This is a genomic window from Coleofasciculus sp. (assembly GCF_046539235.1).
Classification (GTDB): domain Bacteria; phylum Cyanobacteriota; class Cyanobacteriia; order Cyanobacteriales; family Coleofasciculaceae; genus Coleofasciculus.
Genome location: NZ_JBKHHI010000139.1, coordinates 1 through 14655 on the forward strand (window position 1 = coordinate 1; position 14655 = coordinate 14655).

The following is a 14655-nucleotide window of genomic DNA, read 5'->3' on the forward strand; positions in this document are numbered from 1 at the left end:
GATGCTGAATTAATCAACAAACCGTTTAATAAACGCACCGTCGTAGCTTCCCCTGCTTCCCCTGCTCCCCCTGCTCCCCCTGCTTCATCGTATCTACGAAGCTGCTCAAATATTTTTATGCCTGCTGCACTAGGGGTATCTCCAACTGCTGCTATCCGGGCAGATTTTCTTTAAGCTGGGCGATATTTTCGGGACTTAGGGTAAGTTTGACTTCGATTTGTTGCTGCTTATCGCGCAATGTGATAAGATGATTTTCATCTTGAGAGTAACTTTCCCATTGAGGATTAGTAATTTCTATTTTCTGATAGATAACTTCCGGAATTCCCACCCGGATGACTAAATTTTTCTGAGATTGAGGATAAATATAAAGCTGAAGCCGTTGCGGATCAAGTTCAAGTTTCCAGGGGGTGGTGCTGCGTTCTTGATCTGTGTCCACTTTTTGCCAGTAGAGGGTAATTCCGCGAATTTGGGGATTTTGCAGCTTAAAGTCGTCGTCAAACCGCTGCCATTCCCAGTCGATTTCCTGGGCATTTCCACTGGGAGGAATTAGTCGCTGTCGCCATGCAATTTTACGGTTGTTTAGCGCTGTCCAAAATTTGCTGATTTTGGTGAGATTTGCGCCAGTTTCAGGATTGTCACTATTTTGTTGCCAAATAATCATTTTTTAGGGAACAGGGAATGGGGAATGGGGAATCGGGAATTTAGGATTCATCATTGAGATCAGGTTCATCTAGATGTTCGGCGACGGATTGATACAAGTCGAGAACGTGCTGATCTTGAAGATGATAATAGACCTTGCGACCACATTTATGATACCTTACTAATCGCATGGCTCGTAGGGTGCGTAATTGATGGGAGACGGCGGATTCGCTCATATCCAGCGCGGTGGCGATGTCACATACGCACAGTTCTGCGATCGCGAGTAAGGAGATGATCCTCAGCCGATTTGTATCACCTAGGGAACTGAACAATTCTGCCATGCGTTGGGCTTTTTCGGTGTTCAGCATTTTTGGCTGCAATGAACCAATCCGCTGGCTTTCTACAGGATGGGGCGGATGGCAATGAGGTGTTTCTGTGTCTGGATTAGCAGAAACCTTTGCCTTTTGCATGGATAATTCGATTGGCATTGAGTTACTATCCCTGGGTAGTGGAATGGTCTGACTTTATAGTAGCGAATTCTCTGAACCGAGTGCAGGTGGGGAGATGGGGTGGGTTTAGTTACATCTGGGTGAAAAGGAACCGATAGTCGTAAAGTCTACCTCTACAGATAGTCAGGGCGGGTTTGGCATTAACGTGATCATCAATAGCGATAGGAAAGTCCCATTACCCGCCCCGACACAATCAACATTCCTGCCATCCATAAATAAATCACGAAATCACGGTTCAAGCTAAAATGCAGCAAATGTTCATCTGTTTTCGATGTTAACTCTGTTAGGGAAGGAATATTATGGGTGATTTAGGACGCCTGGATGTGGGAATTATTGGCGCTTCTGGCTATGGAGGCGTGCAATTGATACGCCTATTGATGGATCACCCCGGCGTTGAGGTGGTTTATTTGGGGGGAAGTAGTAGTGCGGGAAAGCCGTTTTCGGAACTGTATCCTCATCTAGGTCATTGTGTGAATTTGACCATTGAGGAGATTGATCTAGATAAAATTGCCAGCCGTTGTCAAGTGGTGTTTCTGTCGTTACCTAATGGTTTGGCTTGTCAGATGGCGCCGACGTTGTTGGCGAAAGGGTGTAAGGTGATTGACCTTTCGGCTGACTATAGGTTTAAGAATTTGGAGACCTATAAAACCTGGTATGGGGGAGAACGCGATGACCAGGAAACTGTAGCTTCAGCGGTTTATGGCTTACCGGAATTATATCGCGATCGCATCGCTAAGGCGAAGTTGGTAGGGTGTCCTGGCTGTTATGTTACTACCAGTCTCTTGGCACTTGCACCGTTGCTTAAACAAGGGTTAATTCAGCCCGATACGGCGATTATTGATGCCAAATCAGGCACATCGGGGGCGGGACGTAAGGCGAAAACTAATCTTTTACTCGCAGAAGCCGATAGTTCGGTGTCGGCTTATGGGGTGGCGCGTCATCGCCATACCCCGGAAATTGAGCAGATTTGCAGTGATTTGGCGGGTCATGAGGTAATGGTACAGTTTACCCCTCATTTAATGCCAATGGTACGTGGACTTCTGGCGACGGTTTATGCAACATTGCGTGATCCGGGATTAGTGCGAGAAGATTTGGCGACGATTTATAATGCATTTTATCGCGCGTCTCCTTGTGTGCGAATATTACCCAGTGGGACATATCCGCAAACTAAGTGGGCATGTGGGACGAATTTGTGTTATATCAGCGTTGAAGTTGATCCGCGTACTGATCGGGTGATTGTTATGTCAGTTACTGATAACTTGATTAAAGGTCAAGCCGGTCAAGCGATTCAATGTTTGAATCTGATTATGGGGTGGGATGAAAAGTTGGGATTACCGTTGTTGAGTTTTTATCCGTAGATCAGGTGAGGGGGTGATGGGGTGATGGGGCGGGTTTTGTACGAATGTTATTATCTCATGGCGAAACGAAAGTCCCTAAACCCGCCCCGACAAACCTGGTTTCCTCGATCGCAGCCAAGGATCAACATACCCCAATCCTTAGATAGAGATTCGAGAGAATTTTTTTTTGCTACAGTAACGGACATGGGTATTCAGTAGAATCGATCGCCGACTGCTTAAAATCGTTTAAATTAGGGTGTGATACGGGTTTCGTGAGGGTGCTAGAACGCTTGAACTCATTTTTTTTGCTTGTTTACGGGGAAGTACACAGATAACTCACGCTGTCTTTGCTGAAAAAATTCTCCCCTTTCTCGTTGGATTGAACCAGGCTTAGGTGCTTACCATGAAAAACCCCTTCCGTCAACGTTCGCAGTCATCTCCAGTAATTCCCCCTGAACCGGAAAAGGGTTTGGGTACATTTGGGGGTGTTTATACACCGTCACTCCTGACGATTCTGGGTGTAATCATGTACCTGCGATTTGGCTGGGTTGTGGGGAATGTGGGGTTGTTGGGGACGCTGATGATTGTCACCCTGTCTACGGCGATTACGTTTATTACCTCACTGTCAATTTGTGCGATCGCAACGGATCGGGTGGTACGGGCTGGGGGGGCGTATTTTATGATTAGCCGTTCTCTGGGGATTGAAACCGGCGGGGCGGTGGGGATTCCGCTGTATTTTGCCCAGGCGATATCCGTGGCGTTGTATACGATTGGTTTTGCTGAGAGTCTGACGCTGACGTTTCCGGAATTAAATCAAAAGCTGACGGCGATTATTACCACGATTCTAGTGGCAATTCTGGCGATCGCCTCTGCCCAAATTGCGATTAAGGCACAGTATTTTATTATGGCAGCGATCGCGCTGTCTTTAATTTGTTTGATTTTTGGGTCCCCCGTTGACCCGAATACTCAGATTGAAATGTGGGGGGCGAAACCGCAAAACTCTGAACCCTTCTGGAGTGTCTTTGCTGTCTTCTTTCCCGCTGTTACCGGGATTATGGCGGGAGTGAATATGTCCGGGGATTTACGCAATCCTAGCCGTTCGATTCCCATTGGTACCTTGGCGGCGGTGGGGACGGGTTATGTGGTTTATATGGCATTACCCATAATTTTAGCCATGCGGGCGGATGCTCTCACCTTAATCGAAAACCCGTTAATTATGGAGAAAATCTCCCTCTGGGGTCCTTCAGTTTTACTCGGGGTTTGGGGGGCGACATTATCGAGTGCGATTGGCAGTATTCTGGGGGCGCCCCGAGTCATGCAGGCGTTGGCGCGGGATGGGGTTTTACCTCGGTGGCTGAAGTTTCTGGGGACAGGTACTAGATCAGAAGATGAACCGCGTATTGCGACGATAGTAACCTTGGGCTTGGTTTTAGTCGCCGTGGCTTTGGGGGATCTCAACGTAATCGCCCCAATTTTGAGTATGTTCTTCCTCACCACCTATTTGGTATTGAATGTGGCGGCGGGAATTGAAACCTTTTTACGCAGCCCCTCCTTTCGCCCCTCCTTCCGGGTGCATTGGTCTATATCCCTACTAGGGGCGATAGGCTGTTTGTGGGTGATGTTCTTACTCAACGCTGTGGCGACGTTCATGGCAGCGATTATTGTATTGAGTGTTTATATTTGGTTAGAACGGCGGGAATTAGAAAGTGCTTGGGGTGATGTGCGTCAGGGAATCTGGATGGCGCTGGTACGCACCGGCATTACTCGCCTAGAGTATACCCCCGATACCAAAAACTGGCGTCCTCATATTTTGGTCTTTTCTGGGGCGCCGACTCATCGTTGGCATTTGGTCGAATTTGCGGCAAACTTAACCCACAAACGCAGCTTATTTACCGTCGCCAGTGTGATTCCCAGTGGATCTCGTGATCCAGCCAAGCAGTTGGAAATGGAAGCCACGATTCGCGAGTATTTAGAGAAGCGGGGGGTGCAAGGGTTAGCCCGGTTAATTACCGCCCCTGATCCGTTTATTGGGGCGGAACGGTTAGTTGAGGCGTATGGGATTGGTCCGTTGGTTCCCAATACGATTCTCTTAGGCGATAGTGAACAAGCCTCTCATCGGGGTAGTTACTGTCAGATGATCGCTAACCTACACCAAGCCCGTCGCAATGTGGTGATATTACGGGATGTGGAGGAACGGGGATTTGGTCGGCGCAAACGGATTGATGTGTGGTGGGGGGGTTTACAGGCAAATGGGGGCTTGATGTTAATTTTGGCGTATCTGTTGCGGACGAGTCTGGAATGGCGCAGTGCCGAAATTAATCTTAAATTAGTCGTCGCTAATGAAGCCGCCGCCAAAGCGACGCGGAAGAATCTAGAAAATTTAACTCAACAACTGCGGATTGGGGCGCGATCGCAAGTGATTGAGGCAAAGGGACGCCCGTTCCCAGAAATCCTGCGCCGTTCTTCCCAAAGTGCGGATTTAGTCTTTTTGGGGATGGCAAAACCGATGGATGATTACACCAGTTATTACGAACGTTTGCAAGGTTTAGCCACGGGATTACCGACAACCGTATTTGTGTTAGCCGAACCCGATTTTGCCTTCTCGGAAGTGTTACAGGAGGGGGGTGTGTAGGGGTTTGGTCACCAAAGTAGGGGTTTGGTGACCAAACCCCTACAAATTTGCCCTTTTTAAGGGGGGCTAGGGGGATAGAGAGGGGCTGGAGGTGAGGGCTGTAGCTTATAGCTTAAGTTGATATCACCCTGTTGCCTAAATGACGCTACAACGCCTCATCCAGGGCTTCAGCTTCTTCCTCAGAACCGGATAAAGGAACTAACGCCACCGCGGCGATCGCATCCTCTTCATCTAAGCGCTGGACTCGTATCCCTGTCGCCATTCGGGATTGGGGGGAAATGGCATCAATGGCTTGGCGAATGATAATCCCTCGCATGGTTACCATCATCAACTCATCCCCTTGATTCACCACTCGCAATGCAGCGAGTTTATCTTTTTTATGGCGGAACTTAATTGCTACTAATCCCATTCCGGCGCGATTTTGCAGCCGGAATTGAGATACTGGCACTCGCTTACCTAAACCCCCTGTCGTTACCACCAAAACCCAGGGTCCTTGACCGGCGGTTTCGTGAATTTCTTCCCCATTCACTTCATCGCTGGTATCGTCTTCTGTTTCCACCTCTTCACTGTTAGCTGTAGCAATCAGCCTCTCGACAACTTGAGCCGGGAGAATATCCATACTGATCAACTCATCCTTAGAGCGCAGTTTCATCGCCTTCACCCCTCGTGTCGCCCGACCTAGGGGACGCAGTTGATCGTGATCGGCTTTAAAATGAATTGCCATGCCCTGACTCGAACCAATGATAATACTATCTTCGGCTCGGCATAGACGCACCCAACGCAGTTGATCGCCCTCACCCAGGGAAATGGCAATTAACCCATTTGCCCGGATATTACTAAAGGCATCCAACGCCGTTTTTTTGATATACCCTTTCCGGGTTAACATCACCAAATAGACATCATCGGTGAACTCAGAAACAGGTACAACTGAGGTGATTTTTTCATTGTGGGGAATAGGCAGCATCTGCACGATGGGAACCCCTCTGGCGGTGCGAGATGCGGCCGGGATTTGGTAGGCGCGTAGGGAATAAACGACACCGCGATCGCTAAAAAAGAGGAGGCTGTCGTGATCACAGCAGGTGAGAAAATGCTCAACCCCATCATCCTCCTTCATCCGGGCGGCGGCTTTGCCTCGGGTTGCCCGGGCTTGGGCGGCAAAGGAGTGAATCGGCATCCGTTTGATATACCCTTGTTCGGTGACTAAAATCACCGCTTTTTCATTGGCGATTAAGTCAATATCATCCAGTTCCCCTTCCACCTCTTGAATCACCGTGCGGCGCGGTGTATCGTGGGTGGTTTTAATCTGCAGCGCTTCGGTTTCGATAATTTCCAGAATCCGCGATCGATTTGCCAGAATGTCTTGCAGATCGGCAATGCGAACTTGTAACTCTTCGTGTTCCGCTTGAATTTTCTGGGCTTCTAATGCCGTCAACCGTCGCAGTTGCATTTGCAAAATGGCATCGGCTTGGGCTTCGGACAGTCCAAATTGCTCGATTAATTGACTCTTGGCGGTGGCGGTATCGGCGGCGGCGCGAATGACAGCAATTACCGCATCTAAGTTATCGAGGGCAATGAGTAACCCTTGTAACAGATGATCCCGTTCCTCGGCTTTGCGGAGTTCGTATTGGGTGCGCCGGGTAATTGTTTCAATGCGGAACTCCAGGAAGACTTCGAGGAACTGCTTGATCGTCAACAGTTGGGGTTCATTCCCGACTAATGCCAACATATTGGCACCAAAATTGCTTTGGATGGGGGTTTGCTTGTAGAGATTGTTAAGAACCACACGGGGATAAGCATCCCGCTTCAGTTCAATCACCACCCGCATTCCCCGGCGATCGCTTTCATCCCGAATATCGGAAATGCCTTCAATGCGCTTATCATTCACCAGTTCGGCAATTTTTTCAATTAATGCCGCTTTATTGGTTTGGTAGGGCAATTCGGTGACAATAATCGCTTCTTTATCCGGGCGTCCCCGGTGTTCAATAGTTTCCACTTGCGCCACACCCCGCATGGTGATTGAGCCGCGTCCGGTGGTGTAGGCGTCTTTGATGCCAGATCTGCCCAGGATTTGACCGCCAGTGGGAAAGTCAGGGGCGGGAATATACTGCATCAATTCTTTTTCGGTGATTTCTGGGTTATGGATTAGGGCGACTAAGCCATCCACCAATTCACCCAAATTATGGGGCGGGATATTGGTTGCCATACCAACGGCAATACCCGATGATCCATTCAGGAGTATCTGGGGAACCCGGGCGGGGAGAACGATGGGTTCTTGTTGTGATCCATCGAAGTTATCCAGAAAATCGACGGTTTCTGACTCAATATCCTGGAGGAGGGAGTCTGTGGCTAAGGATTGCAAGCGGCATTCTGTGTAACGCATTGCCGCGGGTGGGTCATTATCCACCGAACCAAAGTTCCCATGTCCGTTAATTAGGGGCGATCGCATGGAGAAATCCTGCGCCATGCGAACTAAGGCATCATAAACCGCGGTATCGCCGTGGGGATGATATTTTCCCAAGACTTCACCCACAACACGGGCGCATTTCCGGAAGGGGCGATCGGGGGTGAGTCCCAGTTCATGCATCGCATAGAGAATCCGCCGATGTACTGGCTTGAGTCCATCCCTCGCATCGGGTAGCGCCCGACCCACGATGACGCTCATGGCATATTCTAGGTATGACCTAGACATTTCGCTGCGAAGATTTGTCGGGACAATCCGCTCTTGGGAGGTACTCATAGAACGAAAAACTCCATAAAAATTCAGTATTTAACCAAAAAAAGCGCAAAAAGTGAGCTAAACCGCTATGTTTAACCCAAATAGTTGCTAAAATATTGCCTCTTTCTTTTAAGATTTTAACACAAGTTTACCCGGACTTAAAGTCAGGGGCAGCCTTAGTGGGATAAGGGATGGGCGGGTTTTCCGGGGGTTCGCGATCGGGTAAAGTCAAAATGAGCAGTTACTCACTACTGACTTATGAGCGGTTTTGAATCCTATTCAAAAATCCCATACCTTGGGATAAACCTCTCCCTAACCCTCCCCGTCGTCTTGGGGAGGGAACAAGACCGCTTCCCCAAAATAACCAGATTTGAATACTCTGAACGAATAAGTTATTTTAAGTTTTATTTCCGTATCAAATGTTACATCAGATCAAAATTCACGAAAACTTTATACAATCACCCCAAATAGGCGAATTCTGTGAAGATTACGTAAAGAAAATCCAAAAGTGCGATCGCTAACCCCAAAGCTTGATTAAGATTTGAGAAGTAGATATTCATAATTTCTGGCATATAGCTTGAGTCGAGTACCAGAAACACTATCCATCTGACCCCAGATAGATGTCGTCAGCAAAGCTAACTATTAAGCTTGCCCCAACAACCCACATAACTAGGAGCCAGATGACACCTTCTACCGCAACACCGACAATATCGGTAATCATCCCTGTTTATAACGGTGGCGAAGCCTTTCGCCGTTGCCTTGCCAGTCTAGCCAAAGCCTCACCCCAGCCATCAGAAGTGATTGTCGTTGCTGACGGCGATACTGACGGTTCTTGGCAATTAGCTCAAGACTTCGGTGCTAAGGTAATTCGAGTTCCCACCTCGGGCGGACCAGCGAAAGCTCGCAACTTAGGCGCTAAAGCAGCCAGCGGTGATATTCTTTTCTTCGTCGATGCCGATGTCGAGGTACATGACAACACCATCGGTAAAGTAGCGACAACCTTCCACCAGGAATCTGAACTGGCCGCCTTAATCGGCTCCTACGATGATCAGCCAGGGGCGCCGAATTTCTTGTCCCAATACAAAAATTTATTCCATCACTACACCCATCAAACCGGCTCAGAAGACGCCTCAACCTTCTGGGGCGCTTGTGGTGCAATCCGGCGGGATATTTTCTTAGCCGTCGGCGGCTTTGATCAGAGTTATCGTCTCCCTTGTGTGGAAGATATTGAATTAGGCAACAGGTTGAAACGAAATGGGTATCGGATTGGCTTGCGTAAAACCATCCAAGTTAAGCATCTGAAATGCTGGAGAACCTACTCCCTGCTCAGAGCCGATATCTTTTATCGAGCAATCCCTTGGACAGCGATAATATTACGCGATCGCGAAATGGTCAATGACCTAAATCTCAACCTTGCCAACCGCATCAGTGTTGTCTTAGTGTATACCTTATTAGCGGCTCTAATCGCCGTTTGGTGGGTATCGGCTGCATGGGTGGGCGTCGCTCTCTTGAGTCTAGGGCTGTTGGCAATCAACGCCTCCGTCTATCAATTCTTTTATCAAAAACGCGGTTTCCTCTTCGCCCTGCAAACCTTACCCTGGCATTGGTTGTACTATTTCTATAGCGGATTAGCCTTTGCGATCGGACTCGTTCGTCACCACTGGCAAACTTATCAACCGATTATCCCAACCTGGCAAACAATCCCCGGCGACTTGTTCGCGCTTGAACAACGAATCTTTGCGTCAATTTCTCGTGAATTAGTTGGTGCCTCAATTCTGGTTTCTTTGGTAATCGGCAACTCTTTCTAACCCTCTACGTATCTAAGATTCTAAAAAATTAGGAGGCAAATCCTTGACCCATCATCCAGTGGTAATTATTGGAGGCGGTCCGGCTGGCTTGACGGCGGGTTACGAACTACTCAAACGGGGAATTCAACCCATCGTCCTCGAAAAAGCAGATAAAGTGGGTGGGATTTCCCGCACCGAAACCTACAAAGACTATCGCTTTGACATTGGCGGTCATCGCTTTTTCACCAAAGTTGGCGAAGTCGATCAGTTTTGGCATGAAATTCTGGCAGACGAATTTATCCAAGTCCCGCGTCTGTCCCGCATCTATTATCAGGGCAAGTTTTATAACTATCCCCTGTCTCTGTTCAACACCCTATCAAATCTCGGCATCATCCAAAGTTTCTTTATTCTGCTGAGTTACTTAAGGGCAAAATTCAGAGCCAGATTCAACCCTGGTCCAGAACCAGAAAGTTTTGAAGAGTGGGTAACAGACCGCTTTGGGCGTCGCCTTTATAGAATCTTCTTCAAAACCTACACTGAGAAAGTTTGGGGAATTCCTTGCAGCCAAATTCGCGCTGACTGGGCAGCACAGCGCATTCAAGGCATGTCTCTCAAACGAGCGGTGATCAATGCCGTCTTCAAAAGCCAAAATGCCAAAAGTTTAATTAAAGAATTTAAGTACCCGGTATTAGGACCGGGGATGATGTGGGAACGTTGCCAAGAGATTCTAGAGAGTCAAGGCGCTCCCGTGCATCTGCATACAACCGTGACTCGCATCGAACGGGAAGGTACTCGGATTAAAAGCATCACGGCAAAACAGGGGGATGAAACGCTCCAATTCACAGGCGATCATTTCATCTCTAGTATGCCCGTGACTGCACTGCTGCGTCGCCTCGACCCCTTGCCACCGGACTATGTGTTAGAAGCGGCAGAGGGTCTGAAGTATCGAGATTTTCTGATTGTGTCACTGATTGTGAATCAACCCGACCTATTTCCCGACAACTGGATTTATATCCATAGCCCAGACTTCAAAGTTGGACGCATTCAAAACTTCAAGAATTGGAGTCCGGCAATGGTGCCTGATCCGAGTAAAACCTGCTTGGGGATGGAATATTTTTGCAGCGAAGGTGATCCACTTTGGGAATTGTCGGATGTAGAACTGATTGAGTTAGCCAGTCGTGAGGCGATTAATCTAAATATAGGTGTTAACGAGGGTGATGTCGAAGACGGCGTGGTTATCCGTCAACATAAAGCCTATCCCGTTTATGACGGCGAATACCGTCAGCATCTTCAAGTGATTCAAGAGTACATCCAGACCTTTGAAAATCTGCAAACAGTGGGTCGTAACGGTATGCACCGATACAACAATCAAGACCACTCCATGCTGACAGCGATGCTAGCCGTGAAAAACATCCTCGGCGAAAATCACGATTTGTGGAATGTCAATGTTGAGCGGTCTTACCACGAGGAGTTTACTAGAGAGGAGTCGCCCAAAAAGCCACAGCGAGAGCTTGTGGCAAAGTAAACAAAGTTTGAGTTTTGAGCGTGTAGGGGCGGGTTTCACTACTATCTTTTCGGTTGCACCAAAATGTGACTAAACCCGCCCCGATGCAGGTTTCTAGACTATAAACCGCCTGTCCCTATAGAATTCATTGAATAAAAAATCACCGCTTTCTCGCCAAGGAAATGGAATCTCATTCTCATCCATTTGTATCCGTCATCATTCCCGTCTATAATGACGCCGAGCGTCTGAAACTTTGTTTAGAGGCTCTGGAAAATCAGACCTATCCCAAAACAGGATATGAAGTGATTGTTGTCGATAATGCATCTGATGAAGCAGCAGATATTAAAGGGGTAGTCACTCAATTTTCTCAAGCGATTGTGGCTTATGAAAGCACTCCCGGTTCTTATGCGGCTCGGAACAAAGGGATATCCTTTGCGAAAGGCGAGGTGATTGCTTTTACCGATGCGGATTGTATTCCCGATGCCAAGTGGTTGGAATCAGGAGTCCATCGTTTACTGAATGTGCCGGATTGTGGCTTAGTTGCGGGTCGCGTGGAACTCTTTTTTCAAAATCCCCAGCACGCTACTCCAGTTGAGCTGTACGAGAGTATTACGGCTTTCCCTCAGCAGCGACTTCTAGAACAGCATCAAGGAGCAGCAACTGCAAATTTGTTTACATTTCGTCGCCTCTTTGATCAGGTGGGACTGTTTAATGCTAACCTCCGCTCTAATGGTGATATCGATTGGGGAAAGCGAGTTTATGCGGCGGGTTACCAGCAAGTTTATGCTGATGACGTGTGTGTCGCACATCCGGCTCGCCGCACGTTTAAGCAACTTTATACCCGTACAGCACGATTAGCCGGAGGAATTTACAACCGTTTCATTCTGCCTGAGCATTCTTTTATCCAGCGCAATAAGACGTTTGCGCGACTCCTCGTCGAAGATTTGATTCCTCCGATTAACTTTATTATTAGCGCCTTTCGCGATTCTCGTTTGAGGAATTGGAATCAACGATTGACCGTGTGCTGGGTATTTTTAGGCGTTCGCTCTATCAGCGCGTTAGAAAAAATTCGCCTTAAATTGGGTGGTATTCCTAACCGGGGATAATTCGTCACTTTGATTAAGCAGGTGGACAGGCGTCTATTCCACACCTTCAAAAAGTTCCTTGAAACATTAAGTTATTGACTTGGTATGAGAATCGCATTTATTGTCGGTCAATTCCCAGTTCTATCAGAGACATTTATTTTGAACCAGATCATAGGCGTGATTGATCGAGGTCACGAAGTTGATATTTATGCCGATCATTTGATAAACACATTAAAAGTACATCCCGATGTCGAAAACTATCGCTTATTAGAACGAACCTATCAGCTTACTCAAATTCCCAATAATCTTATTTGGCGTGTTATCAAGGGTCTTGGATTACTTTTAGTGAATTTTCACAAGTCGCCTCGATTCTTACTGGAATCTTTAAATGTTAGCCAGCATGGGCTACAAGCCGCTAGCTTGTGGTTAATGTATTCTGCCATTTCCTTGATGCATAAGCAAGCTTATGACATTATTCATTGTCAATTTGGGACGCAAGGCTATCGAGGAATGTTTTTTAAAAATGTTTTACATTCACAGCCAAAGCTGATTGTCATGTTTCGAGGTCATGATATTAGCCGATATGTACAAGAGCATGGCGATCGCGTCTATGATGAGATTTTCAAATCCGGCGATTTCTTTCTGGCAAACTGCGAGTTTTTTCGGCAGCGAGTGATTCAGTTAGGCGGCAATCCTGAACGGGTTGCGGTTCATCGTTCTGGTTTAGATTGTAGTAAATTTAAATTTATTCCCCGTCAGTTAAACGCTGACGGAATCATTCGTATTGCCACAACAGGACGTTTGGTGGAGAAGAAGGGAATTGAGTACGCTATCCGTGCCGTAGCTCAACAGGCTCAGGTTTATCCCCAACTGGAATACCAAATCATTGGAGATGGTATCCTAAAGGAACACTTGCAAACAATTATTCAAGCGCTTAATGCCGAATCATTCATCAAGTTAGTTGGCTGGAAAAGGGAGCAGGAAATTATTGAGATTCTCGAACAATCTCACCTGTTTATCGCTCCTAGCATCACCGCTCAAGATGGTAATCAGGATGCGCCAATTAATGTCCTCAAGGAAGCGATGGCAATGGGATTACCGGTGATTAGCACGTATCATGGTGGTATTCCAGAGCTAGTTGAAGATGGCGTTTCTGGCTTTTTAGTGCCTGAGAGTAATGCTGAAGCATTAGCCGAAAAGCTGGGATATTTGATTGAACACCCGGAGCGCTGGAGCGAGATGGGACAGGCGGGACGCGCTTATGTCGAGCAACACTATGATATTCATCGATTAAATGACAAGCTAGTGCAGCTTTATCAGCAACTCTTAGAAACAGATAATTTAGCCGTGCGATCGCAACCCGCCCTCATGGAACCTAGCCATCCTTAATTCAAAAAAAATAAGTTTATCAGAAAAAAATATTTAGTCAAGATAGGAGTTAATTATGACCGAGCCCATTGTCACCATCGTTGTTGTCCCGCGTGAGCGATTTAGCTGCGCTCCTCGATCTCTCGAAAGCATTTACGAATATACTCAGATCCCGTTCAAGCTAGTCTATGTTGATGGCAATTCCCCCGCTCATATTCGCCACTACTTAGAGACAAAAGCCGCAGAAAAACAGTTCACGCTGATTCGCAAAGACTATTATCTCTATCCCAATCAAGCCCGAAATATAGGCTTAGCAGAGGTTGATACACCCTATCTTGTCTTTGTTGACAACGACGTAATTGTCACCGCAGGTTGGCTGCAAGCGTTGATCAATTGTGCCCAAGAGACAGGCGCAGCCGTCGTGGGTCCTCTGATGTGTCAATACGAACCCCTCCATGAAGAAATTCACTTTGCTGGAGGCGAATCTCATATTTGGGTTGATAAAATCGGACGACGGCGTCTGCGCGAAAAAATGTATAGCCAAGGCAAAACCGTCGAGAAAATTCAGCCGCAGCTTCAGCGCCAGGAAACAGAATTGGCTGAATTTCATTGCGTTCTCGTCCGCAAATCCATCTTCGATAAAGTTGGACAACTGGATGAACAAATGCTGAATACCAAAGAGCATTTAGACTTTTGCATGAGTGTGCGAGAAGTCGGAGCTTCTGTCTACTTTGAACCGACGTGCATGGTTACCTACGTACCTGGTCCTCCCTCGGAGTGGGGTGATTTGCACTACTACATGCTACGTTGGAGTGATGATTGGACTTTAGCAAGCCTCAATCGCCTGCAAGAGAAGTGGAATTTAGCTGAAGATAGCTACTTTACAACTAAATACAAAAAGCTGGGTTGGCGACGCAAAATGAGTATCGTTGTTCCGATTATTTTCCGGTTAACCTTCGGACTCTATAGCCCCAAGCTAGAGAAGGTACTTATATGGTTCGAGCATCGCCTGAATCGCTATTTAACCACTCGTCATGCCAAGGAACAAAAACGGCAGCAGCAGTTGACTACTCCGCCT

At 47.4% G+C, this 14655-nt stretch carries 10 protein-coding genes; 7 read left to right on the forward strand and 3 right to left on the reverse strand.

Annotation, left to right across the window (positions count from 1 at the left end; all coding sequences use genetic code 11):
* Positions 1-151: 151 nt before the first annotated feature.
* Both ACLFWI_RS14325 and ACLFWI_RS14330 read right to left on the reverse strand, forming a co-directional pair.
* A complete protein-coding gene (locus ACLFWI_RS14325; protein ID WP_446413470.1) occupies positions 152-661 on the reverse strand; it encodes a hypothetical protein in 510 nt (169 codons plus the stop codon).
* 40 nt (positions 662-701) lie between these two features.
* Positions 702-1127 (reverse strand): ArsR/SmtB family transcription factor, encoded by a 426-nt coding sequence (locus tag ACLFWI_RS14330; protein ID WP_446413471.1) that lies wholly within the window; start codon positions 1125-1127, stop codon positions 702-704.
* Between the two features lie 320 nt (positions 1128-1447).
* On the opposite strand from ACLFWI_RS14330, the gene argC reads away from it, so the two are divergent.
* Entirely contained in the window at positions 1448-2506 is a 1059-nt protein-coding gene (argC, locus tag ACLFWI_RS14335) for an N-acetyl-gamma-glutamyl-phosphate reductase (RefSeq protein WP_446413472.1), read from the forward strand.
* A 382-nt stretch (positions 2507-2888) separates the two neighbouring features.
* Complete coding sequence (locus ACLFWI_RS14340) at positions 2889-5117, forward strand: Na-K-Cl cotransporter (RefSeq protein WP_446413473.1); 2229 nt, start codon at positions 2889-2891, stop codon at positions 5115-5117.
* A gap of 145 nt (positions 5118-5262) precedes the next feature.
* On the opposite strand, the gene gyrA is transcribed toward ACLFWI_RS14340, so the two are convergent.
* Positions 5263-7854, reverse strand: coding sequence for a DNA gyrase subunit A (gene gyrA, locus ACLFWI_RS14345; RefSeq protein WP_446413474.1), 2592 nt, complete (start codon positions 7852-7854; stop codon positions 5263-5265).
* Between the two features lie 659 nt (positions 7855-8513).
* Between gyrA and ACLFWI_RS14350 the strand changes: the two genes are divergently transcribed.
* From ACLFWI_RS14350 to ACLFWI_RS14370, 5 genes are all read left to right on the forward strand, one after another.
* Complete coding sequence (locus ACLFWI_RS14350; protein ID WP_446413475.1) at positions 8514-9641, forward strand: glycosyltransferase family 2 protein; 1128 nt, start codon at positions 8514-8516, stop codon at positions 9639-9641.
* A gap of 43 nt (positions 9642-9684) precedes the next feature.
* Complete coding sequence (locus tag ACLFWI_RS14355; protein ID WP_446413476.1) at positions 9685-11145, forward strand: NAD(P)/FAD-dependent oxidoreductase; 1461 nt, start codon at positions 9685-9687, stop codon at positions 11143-11145.
* Between the two features lie 161 nt (positions 11146-11306).
* Positions 11307-12230 (forward strand): glycosyltransferase, encoded by a 924-nt coding sequence (locus ACLFWI_RS14360; RefSeq protein WP_446413477.1) that lies wholly within the window; start codon positions 11307-11309, stop codon positions 12228-12230.
* An 84-nt stretch (positions 12231-12314) separates the two neighbouring features.
* Positions 12315-13598: a glycosyltransferase gene (locus ACLFWI_RS14365; protein ID WP_446413478.1), complete on the forward strand. Its 1284-nt coding sequence runs from the start codon at positions 12315-12317 to the stop codon at positions 13596-13598.
* Between the two features lie 55 nt (positions 13599-13653).
* A partial coding sequence (locus ACLFWI_RS14370; RefSeq protein ID WP_446413479.1) for a glycosyltransferase family 2 protein occupies positions 13654-14655 on the forward strand: 1002 nt, incomplete at its 3' end.

Bases quoted from the DNA above. Each gene is read 5' to 3' on its own strand.
- ACLFWI_RS14330 (WP_446413471.1), bottom strand. From the start codon at position 1,127: ATGCCAATCGAATTATCCATGCAAAAGGCAAAGGTTTCTGCTAATCCA.
- ACLFWI_RS14360 (WP_446413477.1), top strand. From the start codon at position 11,307: ATGGAATCTCATTCTCATCCATTTGTATCCGTCATCATTCCCGTCTAT.
- ACLFWI_RS14340 (WP_446413473.1), top strand. From the start codon at position 2,889: ATGAAAAACCCCTTCCGTCAACGTTCGCAGTCATCTCCAGTAATTCCC.
- argC (WP_446413472.1), top strand. From the start codon at position 1,448: ATGGGTGATTTAGGACGCCTGGATGTGGGAATTATTGGCGCTTCTGGC.
- ACLFWI_RS14365 (WP_446413478.1), top strand. From the start codon at position 12,315: ATGAGAATCGCATTTATTGTCGGTCAATTCCCAGTTCTATCAGAGACA.
- gyrA (WP_446413474.1), bottom strand. From the start codon at position 7,854: ATGAGTACCTCCCAAGAGCGGATTGTCCCGACAAATCTTCGCAGCGAA.
- ACLFWI_RS14325 (WP_446413470.1), bottom strand. From the start codon at position 661: ATGATTATTTGGCAACAAAATAGTGACAATCCTGAAACTGGCGCAAAT.
- ACLFWI_RS14350 (WP_446413475.1), top strand. From the start codon at position 8,514: ATGACACCTTCTACCGCAACACCGACAATATCGGTAATCATCCCTGTT.